Genomic DNA, 26,261 nt, shown 5'->3' with positions numbered 1-26,261 from the left:
CCGGAGGAGGTCATTTTGTTTGAGAAGAGGTTAGCGTTCGATGGCCAGCGCCACCCCTTGCCCGCCGCCTATACAAAGTGTGGCAATCCCTTTGCGGGCATTGCGCTTTTTCATTTCGTGGACCAGCGAAACCAGGATGCGGCAGCCGGACGCACCGATAGGATGCCCCAGCGCGATCGCGCCGCCGTTAACGTTGACCCGCAGGGGATCCCACTCCAGCATTTTTCCGACGGAGATCGCCTGCGCGGCATAGGCTTCGTTCACTTCGATCAGATCCACATCCGAAAGCTGCCACCCTGCGCGTTCCAGACAGCGGCGGGTCGCGTAGACCGGTGCGATCCCCATTAAGGCTGGATCAACCCCCACGCTGGCGAATGCCTTAATGCGGGCCAGCACGGGGAGATCGAGCTCAAGGGCTTTGCTTTCGCTCATCATCATGACGGCGGCAGCGCCGTCGTTAATGGAAGAGGCATTTCCCGCCGTTACCGAGCCCTGCATTTCAAACGCAGGATTCAGCCTCGCCAGGCCTTCAGCGCTGGCGTCGGTGCGCGGCTGTTCATCGGTATCCACGAGGATACGCTCGCCGCTCTGACGCTGCGTGCTGACCGGGACAATCTCGTCGCGAAAACGACCGGAATCAATCGCAGCACGCGCTTTTTGCTGCGAGCTTAGCGCGTAGGCATCCTGCACCTCACGGCTGATGCCGTACTCGCGCGCCAGGTTTTCCGCCGTCACGCCCATATGATAGTCATTGAACGCATCCCACAGCCCGTCATGCACCAGGCTGTCGAGCAGCTGGCTGTTGCCCAGCTGTGCGCCGGTTCGGCTGTCGGTCAACACGTGCGGCGCGCGGCTCATATTCTCCTGCCCGCCCGCGATGATCACGTCCGCTTCACCACACTGAATGGCTTGCGTCGCGAGATGCAGCGCTTTTAATCCTGAACCACAGACGTCGTTGATGGTGATGGCGGAAACGGTATTGGGCAGCCCGCCCTTCAGCGCCGCCTGACGCGCAGGGTTTTGCCCGGCACCGGCCGTGAGGACCTGTCCAAGGATCACTTCATCAACTTCATGTGCTGCGATCCCGCTGCGTTCCACCAGCGCTTTTACCACCACGCTGCCCAGGTCAACCGCCGAGTGACGCGCGAGCGCTCCCTGAAAACAGCCGATAGCTGTACGCAACGCACCCACTATTACGACATCTTTCATCACGACCTCTGTGTTAAATGACATGACGATAGTAGAGGATTGTTACTGGCAATTATCTTAATTGTTTAAAAATAGTGAGTTTAATCACAAGGATCAGCGCGCATCCTGCAGATACTGCCGCAGCCAGCTTCCGGCAACGCCGGGAGGGGATCGTTTATTCCACAGCAGATCGATGCCGATCGCCCGCGGCCAGCCGGGAACACTGAGCTGTACCAGGGATTTCGCGGCGGCAAATTCATCCACCAGCGCACACGGCAGCACGCACCAGCCAAATCCCTGTACCGCCATACTCAAGAGTAACAGGTAATTCGGGGCTGACCAGACGGGCCCGCGCGCGATCTCAGCCTCGCGCTCAAGATAGGTGCTGAGCCGCAGCTCCCGCCAGCCGTGCAGCTCGTCATGCTGAACGTCATGTTGTCCGGCCAGCGGATGCGCGATCGCGACGTAGATCGCCATGCGGGTCTGCATCGGCAGGCGTATAGCGCCAATATCCGTAGGGTAACTGTCGCGCGCTTCCGTCAGGCCAACCTGCGCGCGCTCCTTTTGCAGCAGATCGATCACGTCCTCTTCCTCGCCAATCAGACATTCGAATTCCGTATGGGGAAAACGCGCGTCAAACTGTTTCATCATCTCTTCCAGCACGTCCGGGTTGAGGGTATCGGAAAGGACAAACGTCAGACGCGCCTCCGTTTGCGCCGTTAGCGACACCGCCAGCTCGTCCAGCCGCGTGCTGGCGGCCAGGATTGCCTGCACGTAGCCCAGCACCTGTTCTCCCTGGACCGTTAACACCGGCTGACGCGCCGAGCGGTCAAACAGCTCGAAGCCCAGATCGGCCTCAAGATTGGCAATGGACGTGCTGATCGTCGACTGGCTTTTACGCAGCCGGCGTGCGGCAGCAGAAAACGAGCCCGCCGCAACGGTCTCGACAAACGCCTTAAGGGCTTCGGGTGAATAGCGCATGACCTATCTACTTTAGCGATGGATACTATCTTTAATATATCAGCTTTAGCGATGAAAATAGGCTGCATCAACGCCCATACCGGCGAATTAATGAGGTCTATGACTATGCAACATCAGGATGCACTCCAACGTAAACTGCCGGAGCGGATCTTTCATGCTGTCTGTTTTGAAGGGATTGCGACGGCGATCCTCGCCCCTACGGCAGCGTGGCTCATGCAGCGTTCCGTGGTGGAGATGGGTGGGTTGACCATTATTCTGGCCACCACCGCCATGCTGTGGAACATTATTTATAACTTCGGCTTCGACCGTTTCTGGCCGGTTCAGCGCGTCAAACGTACGGCAAAAGTGCGCGCGCTGCATGCGCTGGGGTTCGAATGCGGGTTTATCGTGATTGGCGTGTCGATTGTCGCCGCGGTGCTGGGCATCACCCTGCTTCAGGCATTCACGCTGGAAATAGGTTTCTTCCTGTTCTTCCTGCCGTACACCATGTTCTATAACTGGGCATACGATTGCCTGCGCGAGAAATTTCTTAAGCGTCGCCAGCAACGGCGCGCCCTGGCAGGCTAAACCGCCCCTGGCCGGACGCCCGTTCCGGCCAAACTCCGTCGAAGCAACTGCGCTCTTCAGGCATAACTATGGTAAATTGCACGCCATTCCGATGGTTTGATAGTTGATACGTTGCTCTAATGTCGAAAATTTGGTCAAAAGATGAGACTCTCTGGAGTTTCGCTCTCTATGGCACGGCCGTGGGCGCAGGAACGCTGTTCTTGCCCATTCAGCTGGGCTCCGCAGGCGCTATCGTCCTGTTTATTACCGCCCTCGTGGCCTATCCCTTAACCTACTGGCCGCACAGAGCGCTGGCGCAATTTATCCTGTCGTCAAAAACAAAAGGCAATGAAGGGATCACCGGCGCCGTCTCGCACTACTACGGCAGGAAGATTGGCAATCTGATCACCACGCTCTATTTCATCGCCTTCTTTGTGGTGGTGCAGATTTATGCGGTGGCCATCACCAACTCGCTCACGGAGCAGCTGGCGAAACACCTGACGGTGGATACCGCCGTTCGCGTGCTGGTCAGCCTGGGGGTGGTGCTGGTTCTGAATCTGATCTTCCTGATGGGACGCCATATCACGATAAAAGTGATGGGCTTCCTGGTGTTTCCGCTGATTGCCTATTTTCTGTTTGTCTCGCTCTATCTGACCGGAAGCTGGCAACCCTCGCTGCTGACCAGCCAGATGGCTGTCGATCGCCATACCCTGCATCAGGTGTGGATTTCGATTCCGGTGATGGTATTTGCTTTCAGCCATACCCCGATTATCTCAACGTTTGCCGTTGATCGCCGCGAGAAGTTTGCCGACGGCGCTATGGATAAATGCAAGAAAATCATGAAGGTGGCGTACCTGATCATCTGCTTGAGCGTGCTGTTCTTTGTCTTCAGCTGCCTGCTCTCAATTCCGCCGTCGTACATTGTTGCCGCCAAAGAGCAAGGGGTAACGATCCTGTCCGCGTTGTCGATGATGCCTTCTTCTCCGGCGTGGCTGGGCATTTCCGGGATTATCGTGGCGATTATTGCGATGTCGAAATCGTTCCTCGGCACCTATTTTGGGGTGATTGAAGGGGCGACGGAGATCGTGAAGTCGTCGCTCAATCAGGTGGGCGTGAAAAAGAGCCGCGCCTTTAACCGCGCGATTTCCATTATGGGGGTGTCGTTAATCACCTTTGCCGTCTGCTGCATTAACCCGAACGCCATTTCGATGATTTACGCCATCAGCGGCCCGCTTATCGCCATGATCCTGTTCATCATGCCGACGCTGTCGACGTATCTGATCCCCTCACTAAAACAGTACCGCTCCATTGGCAACCTGCTGACGCTGATCGTCGGCGTGCTGTGCGTGTCGGTGATGTTTGTCGGCTAAACGCCCTGCATGCCCGGCGTTCTGCCGGGCATGCCTCTCAGTCTCGCCCAGCTGATTCCAGCGGAAAAGGCCTGTCCTGCACCACCGTTTTCATGACAAGCGTAGATCGAAGGTGCTGCACGCCGGGCATGGCGGAGAGCTTCTCGTCGTAGAGTTTCTGGAAAGCGGACAGGTCGCGGGTCACGACGTGCATCAGATAATCGGGATCGCCAAACAGGCGCTGTGCCAGCACGATCTGCGGAATGTCCTCCACCGCCGCTTCAAACGCGCTAACCGCCTTGCGGTCACCCTCCTTCAGCGTCGCAAACACTATCGCCAGGAAGTTGAACCCCATTTTGGCGGGGTCGAGGCTGGCACGGTATCCCGTTATCGCCCCGCTTTGCTCCAGCGCCCGCACGCGACGATGGCACGGCGAGAGGCTCAGATTCACTCTTTCCGCCAGCTCGGTCAGGGATAAGCGGCCATCAGACTGTAGCTCAGCAAGAATTTTTCGATCGATGCTATCCATGTGGAAGATTTTCTCAATTTCACGGTGTTATGAGCATAACATTGAAAGCCTATTTCGCAGGGTTAGCGATATTCTTTTTCTCAACCTTTGACGCACTGCGGGAGTCTTCAGAACGATGGAAATGAGTATTGTGGCTGGCTTTTGGGTGGTTTCTTTTCTGCTTATCATGACGCCGGGCGCCGACTGGGCCTACGCCATTAGCGCCGGTATTAACGGGCGACGCGTGGTGCCGGCAGTGATGGGGTTAATGTCCGGGCATCTGTTAGCCACGCTGATTGTGGTGGCTGGCGTGGGCGTAGTGATTGCTCAACATCCGATGGCGTTAACCGGGCTGACCGTCGCGGGAGCCGCGTATCTCTTGTGGCTTGGCATCGGACTGTTGCGTCACCCTGCCGCACCGGAAAAGGCCACCCACCATGCGGGAAACTGGAGGCAGTGGGCGGTGAAAGGGCTCTGCATTAGCGGCCTTAACCCGAAAGTTTTTTTACTTTTCCTGGCGCTACTTCCGCAGTTCACCGACCCGACCGGAAGCTGGTCGATAGCGGTGCAAATGTCCGCGCTTGGCGTGATGCACCTTATCACCTGTACGCTGGTCTATCTGCTGGTGGGGTATGGTTCGAAAGCGGTACTGGCGACCCGGCCACAGGCGGCGCGTCTGATAAGCATGGCATCGGGAGGGATAATGGTGCTGATCGCGTTGATATTGCTATTTGAGCAGGCGAGATGAAAAAACACCGGCCATCGCCGGTGTTATTTACGCCCGAATATCGTCATATTCCCGCGTTTTATCAAACTCATGTTTCGCGAACGGGCACAGCGGGATAATTTTACGGTTCTCACCGCGCATCTTCTCCACCACTTTCGCCACCAGCTGTTTACCGACGCCCTGCCCTTTCAGGCTCTCATCCACGTCGGTGTGCTCGATAATGCTCAGGTGCTCGCCGGTCGGTACGAAGACAATCTCCGCGACCTGATTGCCGTTCGCATCATTCACGTAAAACTTGTTATGGCCTTCCAGAATATCCATGGTTCCTCGCTTATTTTTGGCGATACTTCAGCGCACCGCTCGGGCAGGTATCAATCACGCGTACAACCGTTTCAACGTCCACTTCATCGGGAATGATCCACGGCTTACGTTTCAGATTAAACAGCTTTGCGCTCCCACGCACGCAGTTACCCGAGTGTTTGCAGATCCCGGTATTGAAGTAAACGTCAATTTTCTCGCCGGTATAGGCCCGGTAACCCGCATCCAGTAGTTCTTTATCCATGACATTGCCTCTGTAATTATTATCGTGCTGAATGAAGCATAGCCTTACGGGATCCTGATGGCTATAACGCCGAAAACGAAAAGCCAGGTCACAACTCTTTTCTCGCCAGATTGCGTCCGCTATTGGCACATGTCAGGCTCGGCAAATGTCACTTTTGCATAACTTCCGCAGGTTGAATGAAACGCAGACTCTCTTTTCAGGTAAAGCTGTTTTTAGCGCTGGTGTGCTTCTCCTGCCTGCTATTAGTTCTGCTGGGAACAATCCTGTTTCATTTTATTGACCGACAGCTCCATCACGATCTCGGCCAGCGCGCCCGGGTTCAGGCCAGCCAGATCGCGCTGATGCCGGGTCTGGCGGCAATGGTTGCGGCCAGAGATATCCCCGGCATCGCCCGTTTAATTCAGCCGCTGCGCGCCGAAAGCGATGCCAGCTACATTGTGATTGGCGATACCGAGGAACAGCACCTTTATCATTCGGAATCCCCGGAGCGTATTAATTTACCGATGATCGGCGGGGATAATGCGGAGGTGTTAAAGGGTAAAACCATTATTTCCGTGCGTCAGGGCGGGATTGGCGTGTCGCTACGCAGCAAAGCCCCCATCTTCAACGCGCAGCATCAGGTGATTGGCATTGTCTCGGTCGGCTATCTGACCTCGTATATTGCCAATATTAACGCCCGCATTCTCTGGCAGTCCGGGCTGTACGGCGCTGCGCTTCTGCTGCTGCTGTTTATTTTCTCCTGGCTGTTTACCCGCAACCTCAAAAAACAGATGTTCCGACTGGAGCCAAAAGATATCGCTCAGCTGGTTTTACAGCAGCGCGCGCTATTGGAAGCCATGTACGAAGGGGTATTTGCCGTCAACGGTGAGAAGCAGCTGATTTTAATTAACCGCGCGGCACGAGAAATGCTGGATATTCGACAAAGTGAGAAAGAACTCATCGGTAAACCGCTGGAAGACATTCTGCAGACGGCACCGGGCTTTTTATCCCAGCGCTACGCCTCGGTGAGCAGCGGGAGCCACGACCAGATTGCGGTGCTGAATCAGCGGGAGGTGATCGTCAACCGCGTAGCGATTGAGGTCGAACCGGGCGTTGAAAGCGGCTGGGTGTACAGCTTTCGTGACAAAAATGACATCAACACGCTCAGCAGCCAGCTTAGTCAGATCAAACGCTATGCGGATAACCTGCGCATTATGCGCCACGAACAGCTGAACTGGACCGCCACGCTGGTCGGGTTACTGCAGATGAAACACTATGACGAGGCGATCCGTTACATTCAGGTGCAGTCAGAAGGCGCGCAGCGCGTGCTGGACTTTGTCTCTGCCCATTTTGTCTCCCCGGCGCTGTGCGGGCTGCTGCTCGGAAAATACGTCAGCGCGCGCGAAAAAGGCATCGAGCTGCTGTTTGATCCCGCCTGCCAGCTCACCCGCATGCCTGCCGCGCTGAGTGAAACGGAGCTGATGTCCATTATTGGTAACCTGCTGGACAACGCCGTGGAGGCGACCCTCAACGCCCCGGTTCACGCGCCGGTAGAACTCTACATTTCTGACCGTAACCAGGAGCTGCTGATCGAGGTGGCCGACCGGGGCTGCGGGGTGGACGATGCGTTGAAGCCGCACATTTTCCGCCAGGGGTTCAGCAGCAAGCCGGACAGCGAAAACGACATTGTGGGTACCGAGCACGGTATTGGCCTGTTTCTGGTGGCAGGATATATCGACAAGGCCGGCGGCAGTATTGAGATTGCCGACAACACGCCGCAGGGTACGATTTTTTCTGTGTTTATTCCTATTCTACTCCCCGATCAACAGGGCTAAAGCATGAGCACCACCCGACCACTTGACGTTGTGATAGTTGAAGATGAGCCGCACCTGGCGGAGCTGCATCGCGAATATATTGAGCAGAATTTCCATTTGCGCGTGGTGGGCATCGCCGCGTCGATTGAGCAGGCATGCAGCCTGATTCGTCAGCATCAGCCGCGGCTTATCCTGCTGGACAACTATCTCCCGGACGGTAAAGGCGTTGAGCTCATCGATAATCCGCTGCTGAAAAGCTATGAGTGCTCGGTGATTTTCATCACCGCCGCCAGCGATATGCAGACCTGCAGCCACGCCATGCGCAGCGGCGCGTTTGACTACCTGATTAAGCCCGTCTTTTTCCAGCGCCTGCACGCCTCGCTGGAGCGGTTTATGCGTTTCATCCACACCGTGCAGCAGGTGAAGGTGGTCGACCAGCATGCGCTGGATCGCCTGTTTAACCTGCCCGCCGCGGAAGCCTCCATTACGCCGTCGACGAAGGGCATTGAACCCCAAACGCTGGAACGGATTAAACGCCTGTTCGCCGAGCATCCCGACGATGCGATGTCGGTTGAAGAGGTGGTGGAAAACGTGGGGATCAGCAAAACCACGGGGCGTCGCTACCTTGAATACTGCGTGGAGAGCGGGTTAATCAGCGTCGAAATGCTGTATGGCAATATTGGTCATCCGCGAAGGTTATACCGCAAAGCGCCCGATAAACCGTAATCCAGAACCGTTCACAGGCTAACGTTCGCGGATTTTATGGTGTTAATTGCTGAAACGACGGCGACAATCACACTTCGGAATCATTGCCCGCTACACCCTCTTGTGGGTGTAGCCCGATACGCTATGTTGACAATTAGTTCCTCAAATGTAACTAAAAGGTTAACTATAATGTCGAACACGTTCCGAATTTCTCTGCTTACCGCTACTGTACTGTTCTCTGCTTCTGCACTGTCTGCCCTGCCGCAGGGGTATCCTGCTGAGTATCAAAAAGTTGTTGATGCCGCAACGAAAGAGGGCAAGGTTGTCATTTACTCCACCACCGACATCAAGGCCGCCGGGCCGCTGATCCAGGGCTTCGAAAAAACCTACCCGGGCATTAAAGTCGAATACAACGACATGAACAGCACCGAGCTGTACAACCGCTTCATCAGCGAGCAGGCCTCCGGTGGCGTGAGCGGCGACGTGGTCTGGAGCTCCTCTATGGACACCGGGCTGAAGCTCGCCACCGACTACGCCATGGAGTATAAATCGCCGGAGCAAAGCCAGCTGCCGAAATGGGCGGTCTGGAAAGATAAGGCTTACGGCACCACCTATGAGCCGGTGGTCTTTATCTACAACAAGCGCCTGATCCCGGCCGGCGACGTGCCGGATTCTCACGCCGCGCTGGCGAAGCTGATTGCCAGCCAGACGGACAAATTCAAGGGCAAAGTCACCACCTACGACATCGAAAAATCGGGTCTGGGCTTTATGCTCTCGGTTCAGGATCACAACGCCGATCCTAATTACTTTAAGACCCTGGCCGACGTCGCCAAAGGTGGCTTATCGGTGCAGTCGTCTACCGGCACCATGATGGAGCGCGTCTCCTCCGGTGAAAACCTGATCGGCTTCAACATCCTCGGTTCCTACGCGGAAGCGCGTGCGAAGAACGATCCGTCGCTCGGCATTTCCTATCCAAAAGATTACACCCTGGTGCTGTCGCGCGTGTCGTTCATCAGCCAGCAATCGCAAAACAGCAACGCCGCGAAGCTGTGGCTGGACTATGTGCTGTCTGAACAAGGGCAAAACATTCTGGCCAATCAGGCGGATATTCCCTCCATTCGTAACGATATCGAAGGGAAAAACGATATCGACGGCCTGACCAAGATCCTCGGCAACGCGCTGAAGCCAATTCCGGTTGATGAAACGCTGCTGGAATACCTGCAGCCGAAAAAACGCCTGGAGTACATCAAAGAGTGGCGTACCGCCGCCGGTAAATAAGCGTCTGAGCGCGGCGCAGGACGCCGCGCTCCCTTATCGACTGAGTTCGTTTTTCTGGGCTGCAACACCAGGGATACCCCATGAATACATTACGCAGAAAGTGGCAAAGCCTGCCGCGAGGCATCGTCGTGCTGATAACCGCCCTGGTTATCTACACCCCGCTGTCGTTTATCGTGATACAGAGCTTCCTGTCCGCGCCGTTCTTTTCGCCGTCAAAAGAGTGGAGCTTTGAATCATTTGAATTTATTTTCACCGACCCTGATTTTTATAAGGCCCTGAAAAGCGGCTTTATTCTTGCTTTCGGGCTGGTCTTTATCTCCATTCCGCTGGGCGGCGTGCTGGCGTTTCTGATGGTGCGTACCGACCTGCCCGGCCGCCGGTTGATTGAGCCACTGATCCTGGTCCCGATTTTCGTTTCGCCGATGGTGCTGGGCTTCGGCTACGTGGTGGCCGCCGGTCCGGTGGGCTTTCTCTCCCAGTGGGCTCAGGCGCTGATTGGCTTTGTGCCGTGGAATATCTACGACATGTCGAGCATTGTGGTCATTGCCGGCCTGACGCACGTCCCGCACGCCTATCTGTATATCTCGTCTGCGCTGCGCAGCGTGGGCTCCGATGTGGAAGAAGCCGCGCGCACCGCGGGCGCGTCGCCCTGGCAGGTCATGACCTCCGTCAGCCTGCCGATGGTGCGCCCGTCCATTCTGTACGCCACCGTGCTGCTGTTCTTCCTCGGGCTGGAAGTTTTCGGCCTGATGCTGGTACTCGGCGACCCGGAAGGCAACATGGTGCTGGCGACCTATCTCTATAAGCTGACGAACAAGATGGGCACCCCATCCTATAACCTGATGGCGGCAGTTGCCGTGGTGCTTATCTGCATCACCATCCCGCTGGTGATGCTCCAGCGTCGCCTGATGCGCACCGCCAACCGCTTCGTCACCATGAAGGGCAAGGCCTCGCAGGCCCGCGCGCTGCCGCTGGGTAAATGGCGCTGGGTGGCTGGCGGAGTGATTGCCTTTTGGCTCACCGTCACCATCGGCGTTCCGCTGCTCGGCGTGGTATTGCGCGCGTTTATCTCCAACTGGGGCGTGGGCGTTTCGCTGTGGGACGAGCTTTCACTGAACACCTTCCGCACCATCTGGGCGCAGCCCAACCTGCTGCGCGCCATCGTCAACTCCATGGCGATTGGCGTGATTGGCGGCGCTCTTGCCGTGGTGTGCTACCTGTTTGTCGGCATTGCCATGCACCGCAAGCCGGATAACACCACGCGTTTCCTGGACTACAGCGTGCTGGTGCCGCGCGCCGTGCCTGGCCTGCTGGCGGGTCTGGCGTTCCTGTGGGTATTCCTGTTCCTGCCGATGTGGCTGGATAACTCCCTGAAATCCGGCTGGCTTTCCGGGTTCGCCTGGACCGACTGGATGCGCGAAAACGTCATCGTCTGGCTGCGTTCGCTGCGCAGCACCATTTTCAGCGTCTGGCTGGCCTATACCGTGGTGTGGATGGCTTACGGGCTAAGGCTTATCTCTTCCACGCTGCTGCAGGTGGGGCCGGAGCTTGAAGAAGCGGCGCGCAGCACCGGGGCGACGCGCGGGCAGATCACCCGCCACGTCACTATTCCGCTCTCCCGCTACGGTCTTATCGGTTCGTGGCTGCTGATGTTCCTGATCTTTGAGCGCGAATATTCAACGGGTGTGTACCTGCTTTCACCCGGCACGGAGACCATCGGCTCGATGCTGGTTTCCCTCTGGGCCGCGGGTGCCATCGATATCGTGGCGGCGCTCTCTTTCATTAACATCCTGCTGGTCGTGGTAGGTCTGGGCATTGCCCTTCGTTTCGGAGTGAAAATACATGATTGAATTAGCGGTTGACGATCTGCACTTAACCTACGGCGACAATCCTGTTTTAAAAGGTGTCTCCATGAACCTGAAGCGCGGCGAAGTGGTCTCCCTGTTAGGCCCCTCCGGCAGCGGCAAAACCACCCTGCTGCGCGCCGTTGCGGGTCTGGAAAAACCGACGCAGGGGTCCATTGTCATTGGCAATAATAAAGTTTACGACGGCACGCCGCGCAGCGAGGTCCCGGCGGAAGAGCGTAACCTGGGGCTGGTATTCCAGTCCTATGCCCTGTGGCCGCACAAGACCGTGTTTGAGAACGTGGCCTATCCGCTCAAGCTGCGTAAAGTCCCGGCCAAAGAGATCCAGCAGCGCGTGCAGGACGTGCTGGACCAGCTGGGTCTGGGCCATCTTGGCAAACGTCACCCGCACCAGCTCTCCGGTGGACAGCAGCAGCGCGTGGCGATTGGTCGTGCACTGGTGTACAACCCGCCGGTGATTTTGCTGGACGAACCGCTCTCTAACCTCGACGCCAAGCTGCGCGAAGAGGCCCGCGTGTTCCTGCGCGAGCTGATTATCAAGCTCGGGCTATCGGCGCTGATGGTGACGCACGACCAGAACGAAGCGATGTCGATTTCCGACCGCATCCTGCTGCTTAACAACGGCAAAATTGAGCAACAGGGCACGCCGCAGGAGATGTACGGCTCGCCGAAAACGCTGTTTACCGCCGAGTTTATGGGCAGCAACAACCGTCTGCACGGCAAGGTCACCGAAGTGCGCGACGGCAAAGCGCGCATAGAGGGGAAAGGCTGGGTGCTGTGGGGTCAGGCCGGTGAAGGGGTGCAGAGCGGTGAAGAAGCGACGGCGGTGATCCGCGTCGAGCGCGTGGCGGTGGTTGAGGGACCAGGGGAAAATCAGCTTGAGCTGCCGCTGCTCACCAGCATGTATCTCGGCGACCGCTGGGAGTACCTGTTCCGCACGGTGGGGGATGATTTTGTAATTCGCGCGTATGGGCATGAGGTTCGGGATCCGCAGCACTGCAATCTTTCACTGCCTGAGAAGCATGTTTGGGTTTTCCAGAAAGGGTGAAGGTGAGTGTGAGAGGAAAGGCTGCAGGATGCGGCCTTCTTTGCTGGCGCATAATTAGTGCACGCAATCTATTTTATTATAAGTATAGCGGTTAAGGAGTTGGCATCATAACTCTACTTAGGGGTTGACTCTGTAAGTAATCAGTTGCCGTTTCGCGCAGAGATTGCTCTATGGTTTATATGTCATTGAGTGGCATATACTACTGTTTAAGTGTTGGCATTACTTACCTATTGAGATAGCCTTTTACAGGCTTTATAATTACATGATATACTCTAGATTATTAATCTTAAGGTTCGAAAGATGAACTTGCTCTTCAAGACTAAGCCTCTCATTTCAATTAATCATACCAGAAAAATAAAATCCTCATTAATGGATTTTACATTTATCATTCTTTTTTTTATAATAGCTTCCGTAGGGATTAAAAATCCAGCACCATTACCAAACCATTCATATTTAATAATACACTATTTATGGCTTGCAAGCCCTTTACCTTTATCCTATATTTCACTTCGGTTAATAAAAACACCATCATTAATTTCAGCCTATACAGTCTTAATAGCGTTTAAATTATTAGAATATATAAGCGACATGAAATTATCACTCACAGGTGAGGTGTTATCCTGGAATGATTTATTTTCCCGTTCTAATATATCTATTGCAAATCACTATCTTACACTGTGGCCAGCATTTTGTCTTTTCCTTGCAATATCATTTTGTGGGATTTTATTTTTTATCAGCAGAGCATTTTACACAACAAAGAAAAATAAAGCATTACTTGCCATTAGCTTTATAATGATATTACCTTTCTCATTTTATACTCATTTCAGTTCTCTTTTTGGAGAGGACAGTCTTCTCTCCCGTAAAATGATATTATTAGCTAAAGAAATGAACGTAATTTATAAGTCATGGAATTGGCCTGAAAACCTCCAGGACAATGGAATGGCAATGCATATTGTAATGACAAGCTCACGAAAATCTGCACCTTTGGCTAACAAAAATAATAAAGAGATGTACGATCTTGAAAAACGAACGGGGAGTACGGAATTACCGAAACATAAAACCATCATTTATGTACTATGTGAGTCATGCTGGTATGACAATGCAAATTTCAAAGAACTTATCACCCCAATATTAAATGAAGGCTTTGTTACTTTTCGAGCGACGTCTCCAGTTTATGGCGGAGGTACTGCAAATGTTGAATTTGAAATGCTAACAGGACTACCAAGTAATTCAAGGGTCTTATCGGGTATAATTTATCAAGAATATTCCTCACAATTCAAATCGCATTCTGACACCATTGCAAGCGCTTTAAAAGCAAAAGGTTTTATTACTTATGCAGCACATAATTATTTAAAAGAATTTTGGCATAGAGATATTGTTTATCAAAAGTTTGGTTTTGAAAAATTTGATGGGCTTTATGAAATGTCTAATATAAGCCTACCTGATCAAATTGTCGCGACCAAAAAAAAATGGCAATGGCAACCAGATGATTACCTTCTTTATAAGTCAGCAATCGATCAGTTAAAAAAAACCGACAAAAAAGATATTTTCATGAATTTAATAACTATGTCTACACATGGCCCATATCCTCATGAGAATGACTCGGGAGAGTATGTTTATACATACGAATTAAAACAAGCAATTGATCGCTTCGTTGATTTCTACAAAGAAGTACGAGAGATAGATCCTGATGCTGTTGTTGTGATTTATGGCGATCACAAACCAGCCTTAAATAAATTCTTTATGAATAAGAGTGTTCTCTCAACGAATCTTTTCAGCAAAACAGGCGATCACGACAACGACTTTGTATTTAAATGGGATATAAACCCGACCGATTACGGAGATGTCCCTGTATTTGTAGCTGCAGGCAATAATGCTAATTTAAAACAACTAGTTCAGGAAGCGAATAATCAACCTTACTTTTGCGTATCATCTCTTATAGATAAATATTTAATTAACTCAGCACTACCTAGCTTTAGGTATAATATTAAAAATGAATGCTCTAACACAAATAATTCATATGAAAAAAAAATCAATACTATGCCATCGTGGGTATACTCGTTGGCATTATTTGAAGGTAATGAATTATGACATGTGAAATTAAAATATAAAAACCATCTATTTAAAAAAGGAATTATCAGAATGTCGTAACTGATAATTCCTAAAGACTAAAATATGACAGACAGCAAATTGCAAGATTCGTCTGGCTCTGTGCACCAGAGTTTAGAGGATTGAGAAGTGACGCGGATACTTTCTAATGCTTCTGGTGGAATGGATTCCAGATTGCATTGACTGCTAATGGTTATCGATGGAATACTGCATGACCAAATCACCGCAGTCATGAACAAAAAACAAGCAGCAACACCACGGACTGAGGAAAACAAGACAAAAGTGCATCTCCCTGATGACTGAACCTAAGACAGTAATAGTTGACACTGTTGCGCTGAAAAATAGGCGATAGCAGGGCCAGTAGTTTCATGCTATTGGCTGAATCAGTTGTCTGTATTGCCATAAGAGGGATACAGCAAGTAACTCCGTAAAGAGCTTTACCTCATTATTATTTTTAATTCAGTAAGTTAGAATATTTTAAGATGTGTTCTGGAGCGGGCGAAGGGAATCGAACCCTCGTATAGAGCTTGGGAAGCTCTCGTTCTACCATTGAACTACGCCCGCTTTGAGGTGCGTAAGGCATTATAGACCTTACACACCTTCATACAAGCCTCTTCACAACTAACCGGCGATAAAATAATCACTTAGCACTTCGGTTTGCTGCCGGGCGCAGGCAGATAACGCTGCGGGTCGATGGCCGTCGCCTTATAGCGAATCTGGAAATGCAGCTTCACCGCGTCCGTGCCGGTGCTGCCCATGGTGGCAATCTTCTGCCCGGCTTTGACGTTCTGCCCGTTGTTGACCAGCATCGTGTCGTTATGCGCATAGGCCGTGATGTAGTCTTCGCCATGCTTAATCATGATCAGGTTACCGTAGCCGCGCAGCTGGTTACCCACGTAAACCACCTTACCTGCCCCGGAGGCATAAACCGGCGTACCGCGCGCAGCCGCGATATCAATACCCTTGTTGCCACCTTCAGAAAGTGAGTAAGGGGCGACCACTTTACCGCTAGCAGGCCAAATCCAGCAGCGCTGTCCAACCGGCGGCCATGACGATTGCGGTACCTGATAGGACGGCGTCACTTTGGCAGTTTTGCCCTTCGAAGAGGATTTTTTGCCCGAGGACGATCCGCCGCTAACCTTCAGCTGCTGCCCCACCTCGATGGTGTAGGGCGGAGAAAGGTTATTCAGCCGCGCCAGATCCTTCACGCTGGTTCCCGTTGCGCGCGAAATCCGGTACAGCGTATCCCCGCGCTTAACGGTATAGACCGAACCGGAATAGCTGCCCATATCCGAAGATTTGCTCCCTGAACAGCCCGCCAGTAATAGCGTCAGCGTCAGGCAAAAAATGGCGGTGATGGGGTTTCTCGTCAGGCTTCCTGCAAACAAAACAGATCCTCGGTCAGCGTGAATGGCGCACTATGATAACAGCCAAAACGAATATGGGTCATGCCCTTTTCCGCTCTACGCGCCAAACCGTTCGTATAAGAATGCAGTATAATGATCCGGCTGATGGTGCTGAACCACTCGGCATTTTGGCACTGGAGCATAAATGAGTATTCAAGAACACGTTATTTTGGTAAACGACCAGGGAATGGTGATTGGCACTCAGGAAAAATATGCCGCGCACACCTTACATACCCCGCTGCATCTGGCTTTCTCCTCCTGGCTTTTTAACGCAAACGGCGAATGTCTGATCACCCGGCGCGCCTTAACCAAAAAAGCCTGGCCCGGCGTCTGGACCAACTCCGTCTGCGGCCACCCGCAGTCCGGCGAAGAGACGATACAGGCGATAATCCGCCGCTGCCGCTTTGAAGTAGGCGCTGAGCTGTCCGATATCACCGCCGTCGCCCCTGAATTTCGCTATCGGGAAACCGACCCGTCCGGGATCGTGGAAAACGAAATTTGCCCGGTATTCGCTGCCCGCATCACCAATGATGTGACGATAAACGAAGATGAAGTGATGGACTATCAGTGGGTTGAGCTGGACGCGTTATTCCGCGCGCTGGACGCGACGCCCTGGGCCTTTAGCCCGTGGATGGTCATGGAAGCGACGATCGCCCGCGAAAAACTCAAAGCCTTCGCGGCGCAATAAAAAAGCCCCTTTCGGGGCTTTTTTTACATCTTAACGCCTTATTTCACCGGGCGCATCGCCGGGAACAGGATCACGTCGCGGATGGTGTGGCTGTTGGTGAACAGCATGACCATACGGTCGATACCAATCCCCAGGCCCGCCGTTGGCGGCAGACCGTGCTCCAGCGCGGTCACGTAGTCCTCGTCGAAGAACATCGCTTCGTCGTCGCCTGCCGCTTTCGCGTCAACCTGATCCTGGAAGCGCTGAGCCTGGTCTTCCGCATCGTTCAGCTCGCTAAAGCCGTTGCCGATTTCACGGCCGCCGATGAAGAATTCGAAGCGATCGGTGATTTCCGGGTTCTCGTCATTACGACGCGCCAGCGGAGAGACTTCAGCCGGGTATTCGGTGATGAAGGTCGGTTGAATCAGGTGCGCTTCGGCCACTTCTTCGAAGATCTCGGTCACGATACGGCCCAGACCCCAGCTCTTCTCAACCTTGATACCGATGCTTTCGGCGATCGCTTTCGCAGAATCGAAGTTATCCAGATCCGCCATGTTGGTTTCAGGACGGTATTTCTTGATCGCTTCGCGCATGGTCAGTTTTTCGAACGGCTTGCCGAAGTCGAAGACTTCTTCACCATAAGGAACCTGCGTGGTGCCCAGAATGTCCTGCGCCAGGGTGCGGAACAGGGATTCGGTCAGCTCGATCAGATCTTTGTAATCCGCGTACGCCATATAGAGTTCCATCATGGTGAACTCTGGGTTATGACGAACGGAGATACCTTCGTTACGGAAGTTACGGTTGATTTCGAACACACGGTCGAAGCCGCCGACCACGAGACGCTTCAGGTACAGTTCCGGCGCGATACGCAGGTACATGTCCAGGTCCAGGGCGTTGTGATGGGTGATGAACGGACGCGCAGACGCGCCGCCAGGGATCACCTGCATCATTGGGGTTTCCACTTCCATAAAGTCGCGGTTGACCATGAACTGGCGGATACCGGCCATGATCTGGGAGCGAATTTTGAAGGTCTTACGGGAGTCATCGTTAGAGATGAGATCCAGGTAGCGCTGACGATAGCGCGCTTCCTGATCCTGCAGGCCGTGGAACTTGTCCGGCAGCGGGCGCAGGGCTTTGGTCAGCAGACGCAGCTCGGTGCAGTGGATAGACAGTTCACCGGTTTTGGTTTTGAACAGTTTACCTTTCGCGCCCAGGATATCGCCCAGGTCCCACTTCTTGAACTGCTCGTTGTAGATGCCTTCCGGCAGGTCGTCACGGGAAACGTACAGCTGAATACGACCACCTACGTCCTGCAAGGTCACGAAGGAGGCTTTACCCATGATACGACGGGTCATCATGCGGCCAGCAACGGCCACTTCAACGTTCAGCGCTTCCAGCTCTTCGTTCTCTTTAGCGTCGAAGTCAGCGTGCAGTTGGTCTGAGGTATGGTCACGACGAAAATCGTTCGGGAACGGCACGCCCTGCTCGCGCAGCGCTGCCAGCTTCTCGCGGCGGGTTTTCAGTTCGTTGTTAAGATCGACTACCGCGTCAGCGCCCTGTGCTTGTTGTTCAGACATGTTGGTTCCTCATAACCCTGCTTTCAAACTTGCTTCGATAAATTGGTCCAGGCTGCCGTCCAGCACCGCCTGCGTGTTGCGGGTTTCAACCCCGGTACGCAGGTCTTTGATGCGGGAGTCATCAAGGACGTAAGAACGGATCTGGCTGCCCCAACCGATGTCGGACTTGTTGTCTTCCATCGCCTGTTTCTCAGCATTTTTCTTCTGCATCTCCAGCTCATAAAGCTTCGCTTTCATCTGCTTCATGGCCTGGTCTTTGTTCTTATGCTGGGAACGGTCGTTCTGGCACTGTGTTACAAGCCCGGTTGGAATGTGGGTAATACGCACCGCCGATTCCGTACGGTTAACGTGCTGACCACCCGCGCCGGATGCGCGATAAACGTCGATACGCAGGTCCGCCGGGTTAATTTCGATATCAATATCTTCATCAACTTCCGGATAAACAAACGCGGAGCTGAAGGAGGTATGACGACGGCCACCGGAGTCGAACGGGCTCTTACGCACCAGGCGGTGAACGCCGGTTTCGGTACGCAGCCAGCCGTAGGCGTAATCGCCAATGATCTTGATGGTGACGGATTTCAGACCCGCAACTTCACCTTCAGACTCTTCGATAATTTCGGTTTTGAAGCCGCGCGCTTCTGCCCAACGCAGGTACATACGCGTCAGCATACTGGCCCAGTCCTGCGCTTCGGTGCCGCCAGAACCAGCCTGAATATCGAGATAGCAGTCAGCGCTGTCGTATTCGCCGGAGAACATACGGCGGAATTCCAGCTGCGCCAGCTTCTCTTCCAGCACGTCGAGTTCTGCTACGGCTTCGTTAAAGGTTTCTTCGTCGTCGGCTTCGACGGCCAGCTCCAGCAAACCGGAAACATCTTCCAGCCCCTGGGCCATTTGATCCAGCGTATCTACGATAGCTTCGAGAGAGGAACGCTCTTTACCCAGAGCCTGTGCGCGTTCAGGTTCGTTCCAGACGTCCGGCTGTTCCAGCTCGGCGTTTACTTCTTCAAGACGCTCTTTCTTGGCATCGTAGTCAAAGATACCCCCTAAGAACGTCAGAGCGCTCCGTGAGGTCCTGAATACGGTTTTTTACCGGATTAATTTCAAACATGGTCTGTTTTCTTTTATGGACTTGTCAAAATGCGGTGATAAGAGCGGGATTGTACCGAATCCACGCCCTTTTTTATAGAGATTACTGCCGCTAAATTGGCCAGATATTGTCGATGATGATCTGAAGGGTGCGGTTACCGCGAAACTCGTTGATGTCCAGTTTGTACGCCAGCTCAACCTCGCGCACGCCGTTGTCCGGCCATACCGCCGTGTCAACGTTGAAGGCGATGCCGTCCAGAAGCGGTCCACCGCCCACGGGCTCGACCATCACTTTCAGATGACGTTCGCCGACGATACGCTGCTGCAGCAGGCGGAAACGCCCGTCGAACAGCGGTTCCGGGAACATCTGCCCCCACGGACCGGCATCGCGCAGCATTTGCGCCACGTCCATCGTCATCTCAAGCGGTGAAAGCTCGCCATCGGATACCACTTCCCCCTGCAGCAGGGCCGGGTCGATCCAGTCGGTGACCAGTTCACCAAACAGACGCTGAAACTCGTCGAACTTCGCCTCTTCCAGAGACAGGCCTGCCGCCATCGCATGGCCGCCGAACTTGATCATCAGACCCGGATACAGCGTATCGAGACGCTCCAGCGCATCGCGCATGTGCAGACCCTGAATCGAACGGCCAGAGCCTTTCAGCGTGCCGTCGCCCGCGGGGGCGAACGCGATCACCGGACGGTGGAAACGCTCTTTAATGCGCGACGCCAGAATACCGACCACGCCCTGATGCCACTCGGGATGGTACATCGCCAGGCCGCCCGGCAGCGTATCGCCGCTGCGCTCAAGCTTTTCGCACAGGGTCAGCGCTTCGGCCTGCATCCCCTGCTCAATCTCTTTGCGTGTCTGGTTCAGCGCGTCCAGCTCGTTGGCCAGCACGCGCGCTTCACCGATGTTGTCGCACAGCAGCAGCGCCACGCCGACGGACATATCGTCCAGCCTTCCGGCTGCGTTAAGACGCGGCCCGAGAGCAAAGCCCAGGTCGCTTGCCGCCAGCTTGATCGGATCGCGGTTGGCAATCTCCAGAAGCGCCTTGATCCCCGGACGGCACTTGCCCGCGCGAATGCGGCTTAGGCCCTGCCAGGTCAAAATACGGTTATTAGTATCGAGCGGTACCACGTCCGCGACGGTGCCCAGCGCCACCAGATCGAGATATTCTGCCAGGTTAGGTACGGCAATACCGCGAGAGTCGAACCAGCCCTTATCGCGCAGCAGGGTCCGTAACGCCAGCATCAGATAAAACGCTACGCCCACGCCTGCGAGGGATTTCGATGGGAAACCGCAGTCGCGCAGGTTGGGGTTAATAATCGCTTCCGCATCCGGCAGCGTTTCGCCCGGCAGGTGGTGATCGGTGACCAGCACCGGGATCCCCAAAGCGTGAGCATGATCGACGCCCGCATGGGAAGAGATCCCGTTATCGACGGTCATGATCATCTGTGCACCACGGGCGTGGGCCTGATCGACCACTTCCGGACTGAGACCATAGCCGTCTTCAAAACGGTTCGGCACCAGATACGTGACGTTATCGCAGCCCAGCGCGCGCAGGCTGAGCACGCTCAGCGCGGTGCTGGTTGCGCCGTCGGCGTCGAAATCGCCCACCACCACAATCCGCGTTCCCTCACGAAGCGCGTTGTAGAGCATTTCAGTGGCTTTTTCGATACCGCTCAGCTGTTGCCAGGGCAGCATCCCTTTCACGCTGCGTTCAAGATCCTCAGCGCGACGCACGCCGCGGCTGGCGTAGAGGCGCTTAAGCAACGCCGGGAGATCGTCTGGCAAATCAACCGGTTCAACCGCCTCGCGGCGGCGCAATTTTATCGGGGCTTTCACGCGGATTATTTACCACCAAACTGTTTCTGGTGCGCGTCGAGGAACTCTTTCATCTCTTTCGGTCCCTGATAGCCCGGAACGACATAGCCGTTGCTCAGGACAATCGCTGGCGTACCGCTCACGCCAAACTGCACGCCCAGCGCATAGTGGTTAGCGATATCAATGTCGCAGGAGGCCGGCTTAACGCCTTTGCCATTCATCGCGTCGTCAAACGCTTTGTTGCGGTCTTTCGCACACCAGATAGCCTTCATGTCCTGCTCTGGCTGGCTCTGCACGCCCGCGCGCGGGAAGGCCAGGTAACGCACGGTGATGCCCAGCGCGTTGTAGTCTTTCATCTCTTCATGCAGCTTGTGGCAGTAGCCGCAGGTGATGTCGGTGAAGACGGTAATGACGTGTTTTTCCTGCGCCGCTTTATAGACGATCATCTCTTTTTCGAGCGAGTTCAGGTTTTTCATCAGCAGCTGGTTGGTTACGTTTACCGGCTGCGCGCCGCTCACGTCGTACATTGGCCCCTGAATAATGTGTTTGCCGTCTTCAGTGACGTACAGCACGCCGCTGTTGGTCAGCACCGTTTTCATGCCGGCAACCGGTGCAGGCTGAATATCGCTACCGGTGACGCCAAGCTTAGCCAGCGACTGTTTGATGGCGGCGTCGTCCGCATGGGCGAAACCGGTAAATGAGGCTGCCAGCAGGGTGAACAGCGCGAAAGACTTTTTCATATGTGATCCTGTTACAATTCGTCGGCACTCACGCACGAGGGTGGTGCTGTTGGTGTAGCTGCCGCAGGCGTTCCGTCGCGACATGGGTGTAAATTTGCGTCGTGGAAAGATCGCTGTGCCCCAGCAGCATCTGCACCACGCGTAAATCAGCGCCGTGGTTTAACAGATGCGTCGCGAAGGCGTGACGCAATACGTGCGGCGAAAGCTTTTCACTGTCGATACCCGCCAGTGTGGCGTAATGCTTGATGCGATGCCAGAACGTTTGCCGCGTCATCTGCTGAGCGCGCTGGCTCGGAAACAGGACGTCAATAGACGTACCATTGAGCAGCCACGGACGACCGTGCTCCAGGTACGTTTCCAGCCAGTAAACCGCCTCTTCCCCCAGCGGAACCAGCCTTTCCTTGTTTCCTTTACCAATGACGCGCACCACGCCCTGACGCAGGCTGATGTCGCTCATCGTCAGGCCAACCAGTTCCGAAACGCGCAAGCCGGTAGCATACAATAGCTCAAGCATGGCTTTATCGCGTAACTCCAGCGGCAGGTCAACAGCCGGTGACTGTAATAATCTCTCAACTTGTGCTTCGCTGAGATCTTTCGGCAGCCGCTGCGGGAGCTTAGGGGATGCCAGCAGCGCGCTGGGATCGTCTTCGCGAATCTTCTCACGGTAGAGGTGCTGGAACAGCCGGCGCATGGCGCTAAGCAAACGTGCGGAGCTGGTGGCTTTGTAGCCCCCCGCGATACGTTCCCCCAGCAGCGCCTGCAAGTCGTCACGCTGTGCGCTCGCAAGGGATAACCCCCGGTGCGCAAGCCACTCCACCAGCATGGTGAGATCGCGACGGTAGGCGCTGAGGGTATTCTCGGCCAGATTTTTCTCCAGCCACAGCGCGTCGAGAAACTGTTCGATCAGTGCGAGATCCTTTTCCACATCAGCCCCTTTGATTCTGCAGTCAGGCCATTATGCCTGATTGTGACCGGTTTCTGGTACACTACGCGCATAGTCAAAGCAAGAATTGAGATAGTTACGCGATGAATATTGGTCTGTTCTATGGTTCCAGCACCTGCTACACCGAAATGGCGGCAGAGAAAATTCGCGACATCATTGGCCCGGAACTGGTGACGTTGCATAACCTGAAAGATGATGCGGTCGCGCTGATGGAGCAGTATGACGTGCTGATCCTCGGTATCCCGACATGGGATTTCGGCGAGATACAGGAAGACTGGGAAGCTATCTGGGATCAACTCGATTCAGTCAATCTCGACGGCAAAATCATTGCCATGTACGGCATGGGGGATCAGCTCGGTTACGGGGAATGGTTCCTGGACGCGCTCGGCATGCTGCATGACAAGCTGGCGCCGAAAGGGGTGTCGTTTATCGGCTACTGGCCAACCGAAGGTTACGAGTTCACCAGTAAAAAACCGATTATTGCCGACGGCGAGCTGTTTGTTGGACTCGCGCTGGATGAGACCAATCAGTACGATCTCAGCGATGAGCGCCTGCAAAGCTGGTGCGAGCAGATCCTGGGCGAAATGGCTGAAAAGTTTAGCTAACGCGCGTTACCCCTGCGTCGTCTGTTGCAATAGCATCCGGCGCAGGTCTCGCCACTCGGCAGCATCCATACTGTCTGCCGCCAGCCACAGATGCTGGCAACGCCCGCCGTCCACCTTGCGTAACCGTAACATCATGCCGCAGTTGAGCATCCAGGGCATACCGAGAATATCCCACTCTTTACCCTGCCAGCGCAGGCGGGAATCCATCAGTAATTTAATCTCTCCCTGACGGGCATTAATGCGACGCTGGCTGCGTACGCTGTCAAAAACGACAAACGACAGTAACAGCAGCCACAGAGGCGTATAGCTCAGCGGCCACGGCATCAGTAACACAAAGGCCGCAACCAGGCCGTGGAGCAATAAAGACATCCACTGCGAGCGCCACGAGACGCGAAGATCAGATTGCCACAGGACCACGTTCCCGATTCCGTGTTTGAATTAATTGCACCATCCGTTGCAACTCGGTGTCGGCGGGTTTGCCGTGGTTCATCAGCCAGTTGAACAAATCCGGATCGTCAGACTCAAGCAGGCGAACAAACAGACGCTTATCGTCATCGCTTAAGCTGTCATACTCATATTCGAAGAAAGGCATGATGGAAATATCAAGTTCACGCATGCCGCGACGGCACGCCCAGTGAATACGGGCCTTGTTGTTAATATCCATGTTCAGTTTCCTGCATTACGTTTGGCACAGTCGGTACCCCGTTCAGTGTTCTTTATTTCTCTACGGGGACACCAGCTAGTGTAACGTGTTTTTGACCGTTTCATTACTGGAATATTGCGATCGCCGAGCAGGCTTCCAGAATAATCCCTACAAAGACAGCGGATTACATTATTTTGCGTAGCGCTACGCATAACCGGTTTAGGGCACAAATGGTCTGTTGAAAGCGCTTGCATTGCCTGCAGGCTCTTTTACCATTAGGCATTATCAAAGCGTTAAGCAATTCAGGATATCGTTATGGCATTTACACCATTTTCTCCTCGCCAGCCCGCCGCCTCTGCGCGTCTGCCGCTGACGCTTATTTCTCTTGATGACTGGGCGCTGGCAACGCTCACCGGTGCCGACGCCGAAAAATATTTGCAGGGCCAGGTGACCGCCGACGTCAGCCAGATGACCGAACACCAGCACCTGCTGGCCGCGCATTGCGACCCAAAAGGCAAAATGTGGAGCAACCTGCGCCTCTTCCGCCGTCAGGACGGCTTTGCTTTTATTGAGCGCCGAAGCCTGCAAGAGGCCCAGCTCAAAGAGCTGAAGAAGTACGCGGTCTTCTCCAAAGTCACTATCGCCCCGGACGACGAACATGTCCTGCTGGGTGTGGCCGGTTTCCAGGCCCGTGCGGCGCTGAAAAATCTCTTCAGCGAACTGCCGGATGCAGAAAAGCAGGTGGTCAGCGAAGACGCGACCTCCATCCTGTGGTTTGAACACCCGGCGGAGCGTTTCCTGTTAGTTACGGATATGGCAACGGCCGAACGCGTGACCGAAGCGCTGCGCGGCGAAGCGCAGCTCAACAACAGTCAGCAGTGGCTGGCGCTGAACATCGAAGCGGGTCTGCCGGTGATTGACGCAGCAAACAGCGCGCAGTTTATTCCTCAGGCAACGAACCTGCAGGCGCTGGGGGGTATCAGCTTTAAAAAGGGCTGTTACACCGGCCAGGAGATGGTGGCGCGTGCAAAATTCCGCGGCGCAAACAAACGAGCGCTGTGGACGCTGGCGGGCCATGCCAGCCGTGTACCTGAAGCGGGTGAAGACTTAGAGCTGAAGATGGGTGATAACTGGCGCCGCACCGGCACCGTGTTAGCCGCCGTACAGCTGGATGATGGACGCCTTTTGGTACAGGCCGTCATGAACAACGACATGGAAGCCGACAGCGTGTTCCGCGTGCGTGACGATGCGAACACACTGAGCATCGAGCCGTTGCCATATTCGTTAGAAGAGTAATCGTATCAAGGTGTCCTCCCTCTCCCTGTGGGAGAGGGCCGGGGTGAGGGCAACCGCCCGCACGGTGGAAAAAAACTACACCTGCCCCACGTACAAATAGATCGCCAAAAAGTGGCATACGCTGCCGCCCAGCACAAAGCCGTGCCAGATGGCATGGTTGTACGGGATGCGTTTGCAGACGTAGAAAATTACACCGAGCGAGTACACCACGCCGCCTAAGGCCAGAAGCGTTACGCCTCCTACCGACAGTTTGACCGCCAGTTGATACACCACAATCAGCGACAGCCAGCCCATTGTCAGATAGGTGACCAGTGACAGCACCTTAAACCGGTGCGCGATGGTCAGCTTAAACAGGATCCCCAGCAGTGCCAGGCTCCAGATAACAATCATCAGGCCACGCGACAGCGGTGAGTTAAGCCCCACCAGCAAAAACGGTGTGTAAGTGCCTGCAATCAGAAGATAGATAGCACAGTGGTCAAATTTCTTGAGCCACATCTTGGCGCGCTGATGCGGGATCGCGTGATACAGCGTCGAGGCCAGGAACAGCAGGATCATACTCCCGCCATACAGGCTGTAGCTGGTAATGGCCATCGCGCTGGCATTGGCGTCCACCGCCTGCACCAGCAATAACACTAAACCGACAATCCCAAACACCAGGCCAATGCCGTGGCTGATGCTGTTGGCTACTTCCTCAGCCAGCGAATATCCCTGTGCGATTAATGGTCTACTCACCATACAAAACTCCGGGAAAACAAAAGATGATTATTCATCGCATAACTATGCTAACTGAGAATGATTCCAGTGAACACCTGTT

The 26,261-nt window shown here is 54.3% G+C and carries 26 protein-coding genes and 1 tRNA gene; 12 read left to right on the top strand and 15 right to left on the bottom strand.

What is annotated here, in order from left to right:
* Positions 1-30 precede the first annotated feature (30 nt).
* Both DFO52_RS13425 and DFO52_RS13420 read right to left on the bottom strand, forming a co-directional pair.
* Positions 31-1,209 carry an acetyl-CoA C-acetyltransferase gene (locus DFO52_RS13425; protein ID WP_038417283.1) on the bottom strand — a complete coding sequence of 393 codons (1,179 nt, stop codon included), beginning with the start codon at positions 1,207-1,209 and terminating at the stop codon, positions 31-33.
* Positions 1,210-1,302: 93 nt separating this feature from the next.
* Positions 1,303-2,169: a LysR family transcriptional regulator gene (locus DFO52_RS13420; RefSeq protein WP_133550548.1), complete on the bottom strand. Its 867-nt coding sequence runs from the start codon at positions 2,167-2,169 to the stop codon at positions 1,303-1,305.
* Positions 2,170-2,274: 105 nt separating this feature from the next.
* Here DFO52_RS13420 and DFO52_RS13415 point away from each other — a divergent pair, with 105 nt between their 5' ends.
* On the top strand, positions 2,275-2,736 hold the full coding sequence (locus DFO52_RS13415; RefSeq protein ID WP_133550641.1) for a multidrug/biocide efflux PACE transporter: 462 nt from the start codon (positions 2,275-2,277) through the stop codon (positions 2,734-2,736).
* A 119-nt stretch (positions 2,737-2,855) separates the two neighbouring features.
* Positions 2,856-4,085, top strand: a complete 1,230-nt coding sequence (locus tag DFO52_RS13410) for an amino acid permease (RefSeq protein WP_033146458.1) — start codon at positions 2,856-2,858, stop codon at positions 4,083-4,085.
* 37 nt (positions 4,086-4,122) lie between these two features.
* Here the strand turns inward: DFO52_RS13410 and DFO52_RS13405 are convergent, their stop codons facing one another.
* The gene (locus DFO52_RS13405) at positions 4,123-4,593 is read right to left on the bottom strand and encodes an Lrp/AsnC family transcriptional regulator (RefSeq protein WP_047646293.1); all 471 of its coding nucleotides are present in this window, start codon (positions 4,591-4,593) and stop codon (positions 4,123-4,125) included.
* Positions 4,594-4,708: 115 nt separating this feature from the next.
* Here DFO52_RS13405 and DFO52_RS13400 point away from each other — a divergent pair, with 115 nt between their 5' ends.
* The gene (locus tag DFO52_RS13400; RefSeq protein ID WP_133550547.1) at positions 4,709-5,320 is read left to right on the top strand and encodes a LysE family translocator; all 612 of its coding nucleotides are present in this window, start codon (positions 4,709-4,711) and stop codon (positions 5,318-5,320) included.
* A gap of 27 nt (positions 5,321-5,347) precedes the next feature.
* Here DFO52_RS13400 and DFO52_RS13395 read toward each other — a convergent pair whose 3' ends face one another.
* Positions 5,348-5,620 (bottom strand): GNAT family N-acetyltransferase, encoded by a 273-nt coding sequence (locus DFO52_RS13395; protein WP_008499687.1) that lies wholly within the window; start codon positions 5,618-5,620, stop codon positions 5,348-5,350.
* A gap of 10 nt (positions 5,621-5,630) precedes the next feature.
* Positions 5,631-5,861, bottom strand: a complete 231-nt coding sequence (gene yjdI / locus DFO52_RS13390) for a 4Fe-4S mono-cluster protein YjdI (protein WP_008499689.1) — start codon at positions 5,859-5,861, stop codon at positions 5,631-5,633.
* 176 nt (positions 5,862-6,037) lie between these two features.
* Here yjdI and DFO52_RS13385 point away from each other — a divergent pair, with 176 nt between their 5' ends.
* From DFO52_RS13385 to DFO52_RS13360, 6 genes are all read left to right on the top strand, one after another.
* The gene (locus DFO52_RS13385) at positions 6,038-7,675 is read left to right on the top strand and encodes a sensor histidine kinase (RefSeq protein WP_133550546.1); all 1,638 of its coding nucleotides are present in this window, start codon (positions 6,038-6,040) and stop codon (positions 7,673-7,675) included.
* A gap of 3 nt (positions 7,676-7,678) precedes the next feature.
* Complete coding sequence (locus tag DFO52_RS13380) at positions 7,679-8,380, top strand: response regulator (protein ID WP_133550545.1); 702 nt, start codon at positions 7,679-7,681, stop codon at positions 8,378-8,380.
* 168 nt (positions 8,381-8,548) lie between these two features.
* The gene (locus DFO52_RS13375; RefSeq protein ID WP_023309072.1) at positions 8,549-9,637 is read left to right on the top strand and encodes an ABC transporter substrate-binding protein; all 1,089 of its coding nucleotides are present in this window, start codon (positions 8,549-8,551) and stop codon (positions 9,635-9,637) included.
* Between the two features lie 80 nt (positions 9,638-9,717).
* Positions 9,718-11,487: an iron ABC transporter permease gene (locus tag DFO52_RS13370; RefSeq protein ID WP_023309073.1), complete on the top strand. Its 1,770-nt coding sequence runs from the start codon at positions 9,718-9,720 to the stop codon at positions 11,485-11,487.
* The gene (locus tag DFO52_RS13365) at positions 11,480-12,550 is read left to right on the top strand and encodes an ABC transporter ATP-binding protein (protein WP_133550544.1); all 1,071 of its coding nucleotides are present in this window, start codon (positions 11,480-11,482) and stop codon (positions 12,548-12,550) included. Before DFO52_RS13370 ends, DFO52_RS13365 begins: the two co-directional genes overlap by 8 nt.
* Positions 12,551-12,850: 300 nt before the next feature.
* Positions 12,851-14,641, top strand: coding sequence for an LTA synthase family protein (locus DFO52_RS13360; protein ID WP_133550543.1), 1,791 nt, complete (start codon positions 12,851-12,853; stop codon positions 14,639-14,641).
* Between the two features lie 508 nt (positions 14,642-15,149).
* Here the strand turns inward: DFO52_RS13360 and DFO52_RS13355 are convergent.
* Positions 15,150-15,223: transfer RNA gene (locus DFO52_RS13355), tRNA-Gly, on the bottom strand.
* 80 nt (positions 15,224-15,303) lie between these two features.
* Entirely contained in the window at positions 15,304-16,047 is a 744-nt protein-coding gene (actS, locus tag DFO52_RS13350) for an amidase activator ActS (RefSeq protein ID WP_039262983.1), read from the bottom strand.
* 163 nt (positions 16,048-16,210) lie between these two features.
* Here actS and idi point away from each other — a divergent pair, with 163 nt between their 5' ends.
* Positions 16,211-16,753, top strand: a complete 543-nt coding sequence (gene idi, locus DFO52_RS13345) for an isopentenyl-diphosphate Delta-isomerase (protein ID WP_133550542.1) — start codon at positions 16,211-16,213, stop codon at positions 16,751-16,753.
* Positions 16,754-16,791: 38 nt separating this feature from the next.
* Here the strand turns inward: idi and lysS are convergent, their stop codons facing one another.
* The 5 genes from lysS to xerD form a co-directional block, all read right to left on the bottom strand.
* The gene (gene lysS, locus DFO52_RS13340) at positions 16,792-18,309 is read right to left on the bottom strand and encodes a lysine--tRNA ligase (protein ID WP_029740338.1); all 1,518 of its coding nucleotides are present in this window, start codon (positions 18,307-18,309) and stop codon (positions 16,792-16,794) included.
* A 9-nt stretch (positions 18,310-18,318) separates the two neighbouring features.
* Positions 18,319-19,417, bottom strand: a protein-coding gene (gene prfB, locus DFO52_RS13335; protein WP_096151315.1) for a peptide chain release factor 2 whose coding sequence is annotated in 2 segments (ribosomal slippage) — positions 18,319-19,341 and positions 19,343-19,417 — 1,098 coding nt in all. Because the reading frame shifts where the segments join, the coding sequence is not laid out codon by codon here.
* A 90-nt stretch (positions 19,418-19,507) separates the two neighbouring features.
* On the bottom strand, positions 19,508-21,241 hold the full coding sequence (gene recJ, locus DFO52_RS13330) for a single-stranded-DNA-specific exonuclease RecJ (RefSeq protein ID WP_133550541.1): 1,734 nt from the start codon (positions 21,239-21,241) through the stop codon (positions 19,508-19,510).
* A gap of 5 nt (positions 21,242-21,246) precedes the next feature.
* Positions 21,247-21,960 carry a bifunctional protein-disulfide isomerase/oxidoreductase DsbC gene (gene dsbC / locus DFO52_RS13325; RefSeq protein WP_133550540.1) on the bottom strand — a complete coding sequence of 238 codons (714 nt, stop codon included), beginning with the start codon at positions 21,958-21,960 and terminating at the stop codon, positions 21,247-21,249.
* A gap of 28 nt (positions 21,961-21,988) precedes the next feature.
* Positions 21,989-22,885, bottom strand: a complete 897-nt coding sequence (gene xerD / locus DFO52_RS13320) for a site-specific tyrosine recombinase XerD (protein WP_023309098.1) — start codon at positions 22,883-22,885, stop codon at positions 21,989-21,991.
* Between the two features lie 101 nt (positions 22,886-22,986).
* Between xerD and fldB the strand changes: the two genes are divergently transcribed.
* Positions 22,987-23,508 (top strand): flavodoxin FldB, encoded by a 522-nt coding sequence (gene fldB, locus DFO52_RS13315; RefSeq protein WP_023309099.1) that lies wholly within the window; start codon positions 22,987-22,989, stop codon positions 23,506-23,508.
* A 6-nt stretch (positions 23,509-23,514) separates the two neighbouring features.
* Here the strand turns inward: fldB and DFO52_RS13310 are convergent, their stop codons facing one another.
* A complete protein-coding gene (locus DFO52_RS13310) occupies positions 23,515-23,925 on the bottom strand; it encodes a protein YgfX (RefSeq protein ID WP_021242050.1) in 411 nt (136 codons plus the stop codon).
* Positions 23,906-24,172 (bottom strand): FAD assembly factor SdhE, encoded by a 267-nt coding sequence (sdhE, locus tag DFO52_RS13305; RefSeq protein WP_010435322.1) that lies wholly within the window; start codon positions 24,170-24,172, stop codon positions 23,906-23,908. Before sdhE ends, DFO52_RS13310 begins: the two co-directional genes overlap by 20 nt.
* 294 nt (positions 24,173-24,466) lie before the next feature.
* Here sdhE and ygfZ point away from each other — a divergent pair, with 294 nt between their 5' ends.
* Positions 24,467-25,447 carry a tRNA-modifying protein YgfZ gene (gene ygfZ, locus DFO52_RS13300; protein ID WP_054830214.1) on the top strand — a complete coding sequence of 327 codons (981 nt, stop codon included), beginning with the start codon at positions 24,467-24,469 and terminating at the stop codon, positions 25,445-25,447.
* Positions 25,448-25,522: 75 nt separating this feature from the next.
* Here the strand turns inward: ygfZ and DFO52_RS13295 are convergent, their stop codons facing one another.
* Complete coding sequence (locus DFO52_RS13295; RefSeq protein WP_023309101.1) at positions 25,523-26,182, bottom strand: hemolysin III family protein; 660 nt, start codon at positions 26,180-26,182, stop codon at positions 25,523-25,525.
* Positions 26,183-26,261 lie beyond the last annotated feature (79 nt).

Origin of the sequence: Enterobacter sp. AG326, assembly GCF_004362415.1 — a bacterium.
In the GTDB taxonomy this organism is placed as follows: Bacteria; Pseudomonadota; Gammaproteobacteria; order Enterobacterales; family Enterobacteriaceae; genus Enterobacter; species Enterobacter asburiae.
This window is presented reverse-complemented; position numbering and strand designations above follow the sequence as displayed.

Excerpts from the sequence above, each read along its gene's own strand:
- DFO52_RS13425 (WP_038417283.1), bottom strand. The coding sequence starts at position 1,209 with ATGAAAGATGTCGTAATAGTGGGTGCGTTGCGTACAGCTATCGGCTGT.
- DFO52_RS13420 (WP_133550548.1), bottom strand. The coding sequence starts at position 2,169 with ATGCGCTATTCACCCGAAGCCCTTAAGGCGTTTGTCGAGACCGTTGCG.
- DFO52_RS13415 (WP_133550641.1), top strand. The coding sequence starts at position 2,275 with ATGCAACATCAGGATGCACTCCAACGTAAACTGCCGGAGCGGATCTTT.
- DFO52_RS13410 (WP_033146458.1), top strand. The coding sequence starts at position 2,856 with ATGTCGAAAATTTGGTCAAAAGATGAGACTCTCTGGAGTTTCGCTCTC.
- DFO52_RS13405 (WP_047646293.1), bottom strand. The coding sequence starts at position 4,593 with ATGGATAGCATCGATCGAAAAATTCTTGCTGAGCTACAGTCTGATGGC.
- DFO52_RS13400 (WP_133550547.1), top strand. The coding sequence starts at position 4,709 with ATGGAAATGAGTATTGTGGCTGGCTTTTGGGTGGTTTCTTTTCTGCTT.
- DFO52_RS13395 (WP_008499687.1), bottom strand. The coding sequence starts at position 5,620 with ATGGATATTCTGGAAGGCCATAACAAGTTTTACGTGAATGATGCGAAC.
- yjdI (WP_008499689.1), bottom strand. The coding sequence starts at position 5,861 with ATGGATAAAGAACTACTGGATGCGGGTTACCGGGCCTATACCGGCGAG.
- DFO52_RS13385 (WP_133550546.1), top strand. The coding sequence starts at position 6,038 with ATGAAACGCAGACTCTCTTTTCAGGTAAAGCTGTTTTTAGCGCTGGTG.
- DFO52_RS13380 (WP_133550545.1), top strand. The coding sequence starts at position 7,679 with ATGAGCACCACCCGACCACTTGACGTTGTGATAGTTGAAGATGAGCCG.
- DFO52_RS13375 (WP_023309072.1), top strand. The coding sequence starts at position 8,549 with ATGTCGAACACGTTCCGAATTTCTCTGCTTACCGCTACTGTACTGTTC.
- DFO52_RS13370 (WP_023309073.1), top strand. The coding sequence starts at position 9,718 with ATGAATACATTACGCAGAAAGTGGCAAAGCCTGCCGCGAGGCATCGTC.
- DFO52_RS13365 (WP_133550544.1), top strand. The coding sequence starts at position 11,480 with ATGATTGAATTAGCGGTTGACGATCTGCACTTAACCTACGGCGACAAT.
- DFO52_RS13360 (WP_133550543.1), top strand. The coding sequence starts at position 12,851 with ATGAACTTGCTCTTCAAGACTAAGCCTCTCATTTCAATTAATCATACC.
- idi (WP_133550542.1), top strand. The coding sequence starts at position 16,211 with ATGAGTATTCAAGAACACGTTATTTTGGTAAACGACCAGGGAATGGTG.
- lysS (WP_029740338.1), bottom strand. The coding sequence starts at position 18,309 with ATGTCTGAACAACAAGCACAGGGCGCTGACGCGGTAGTCGATCTTAAC.
- dsbC (WP_133550540.1), bottom strand. The coding sequence starts at position 21,960 with ATGAAAAAGTCTTTCGCGCTGTTCACCCTGCTGGCAGCCTCATTTACC.
- fldB (WP_023309099.1), top strand. The coding sequence starts at position 22,987 with ATGAATATTGGTCTGTTCTATGGTTCCAGCACCTGCTACACCGAAATG.
- sdhE (WP_010435322.1), bottom strand. The coding sequence starts at position 24,172 with ATGGATATTAACAACAAGGCCCGTATTCACTGGGCGTGCCGTCGCGGC.
- ygfZ (WP_054830214.1), top strand. The coding sequence starts at position 24,467 with ATGGCATTTACACCATTTTCTCCTCGCCAGCCCGCCGCCTCTGCGCGT.
- DFO52_RS13295 (WP_023309101.1), bottom strand. The coding sequence starts at position 26,182 with ATGGTGAGTAGACCATTAATCGCACAGGGATATTCGCTGGCTGAGGAA.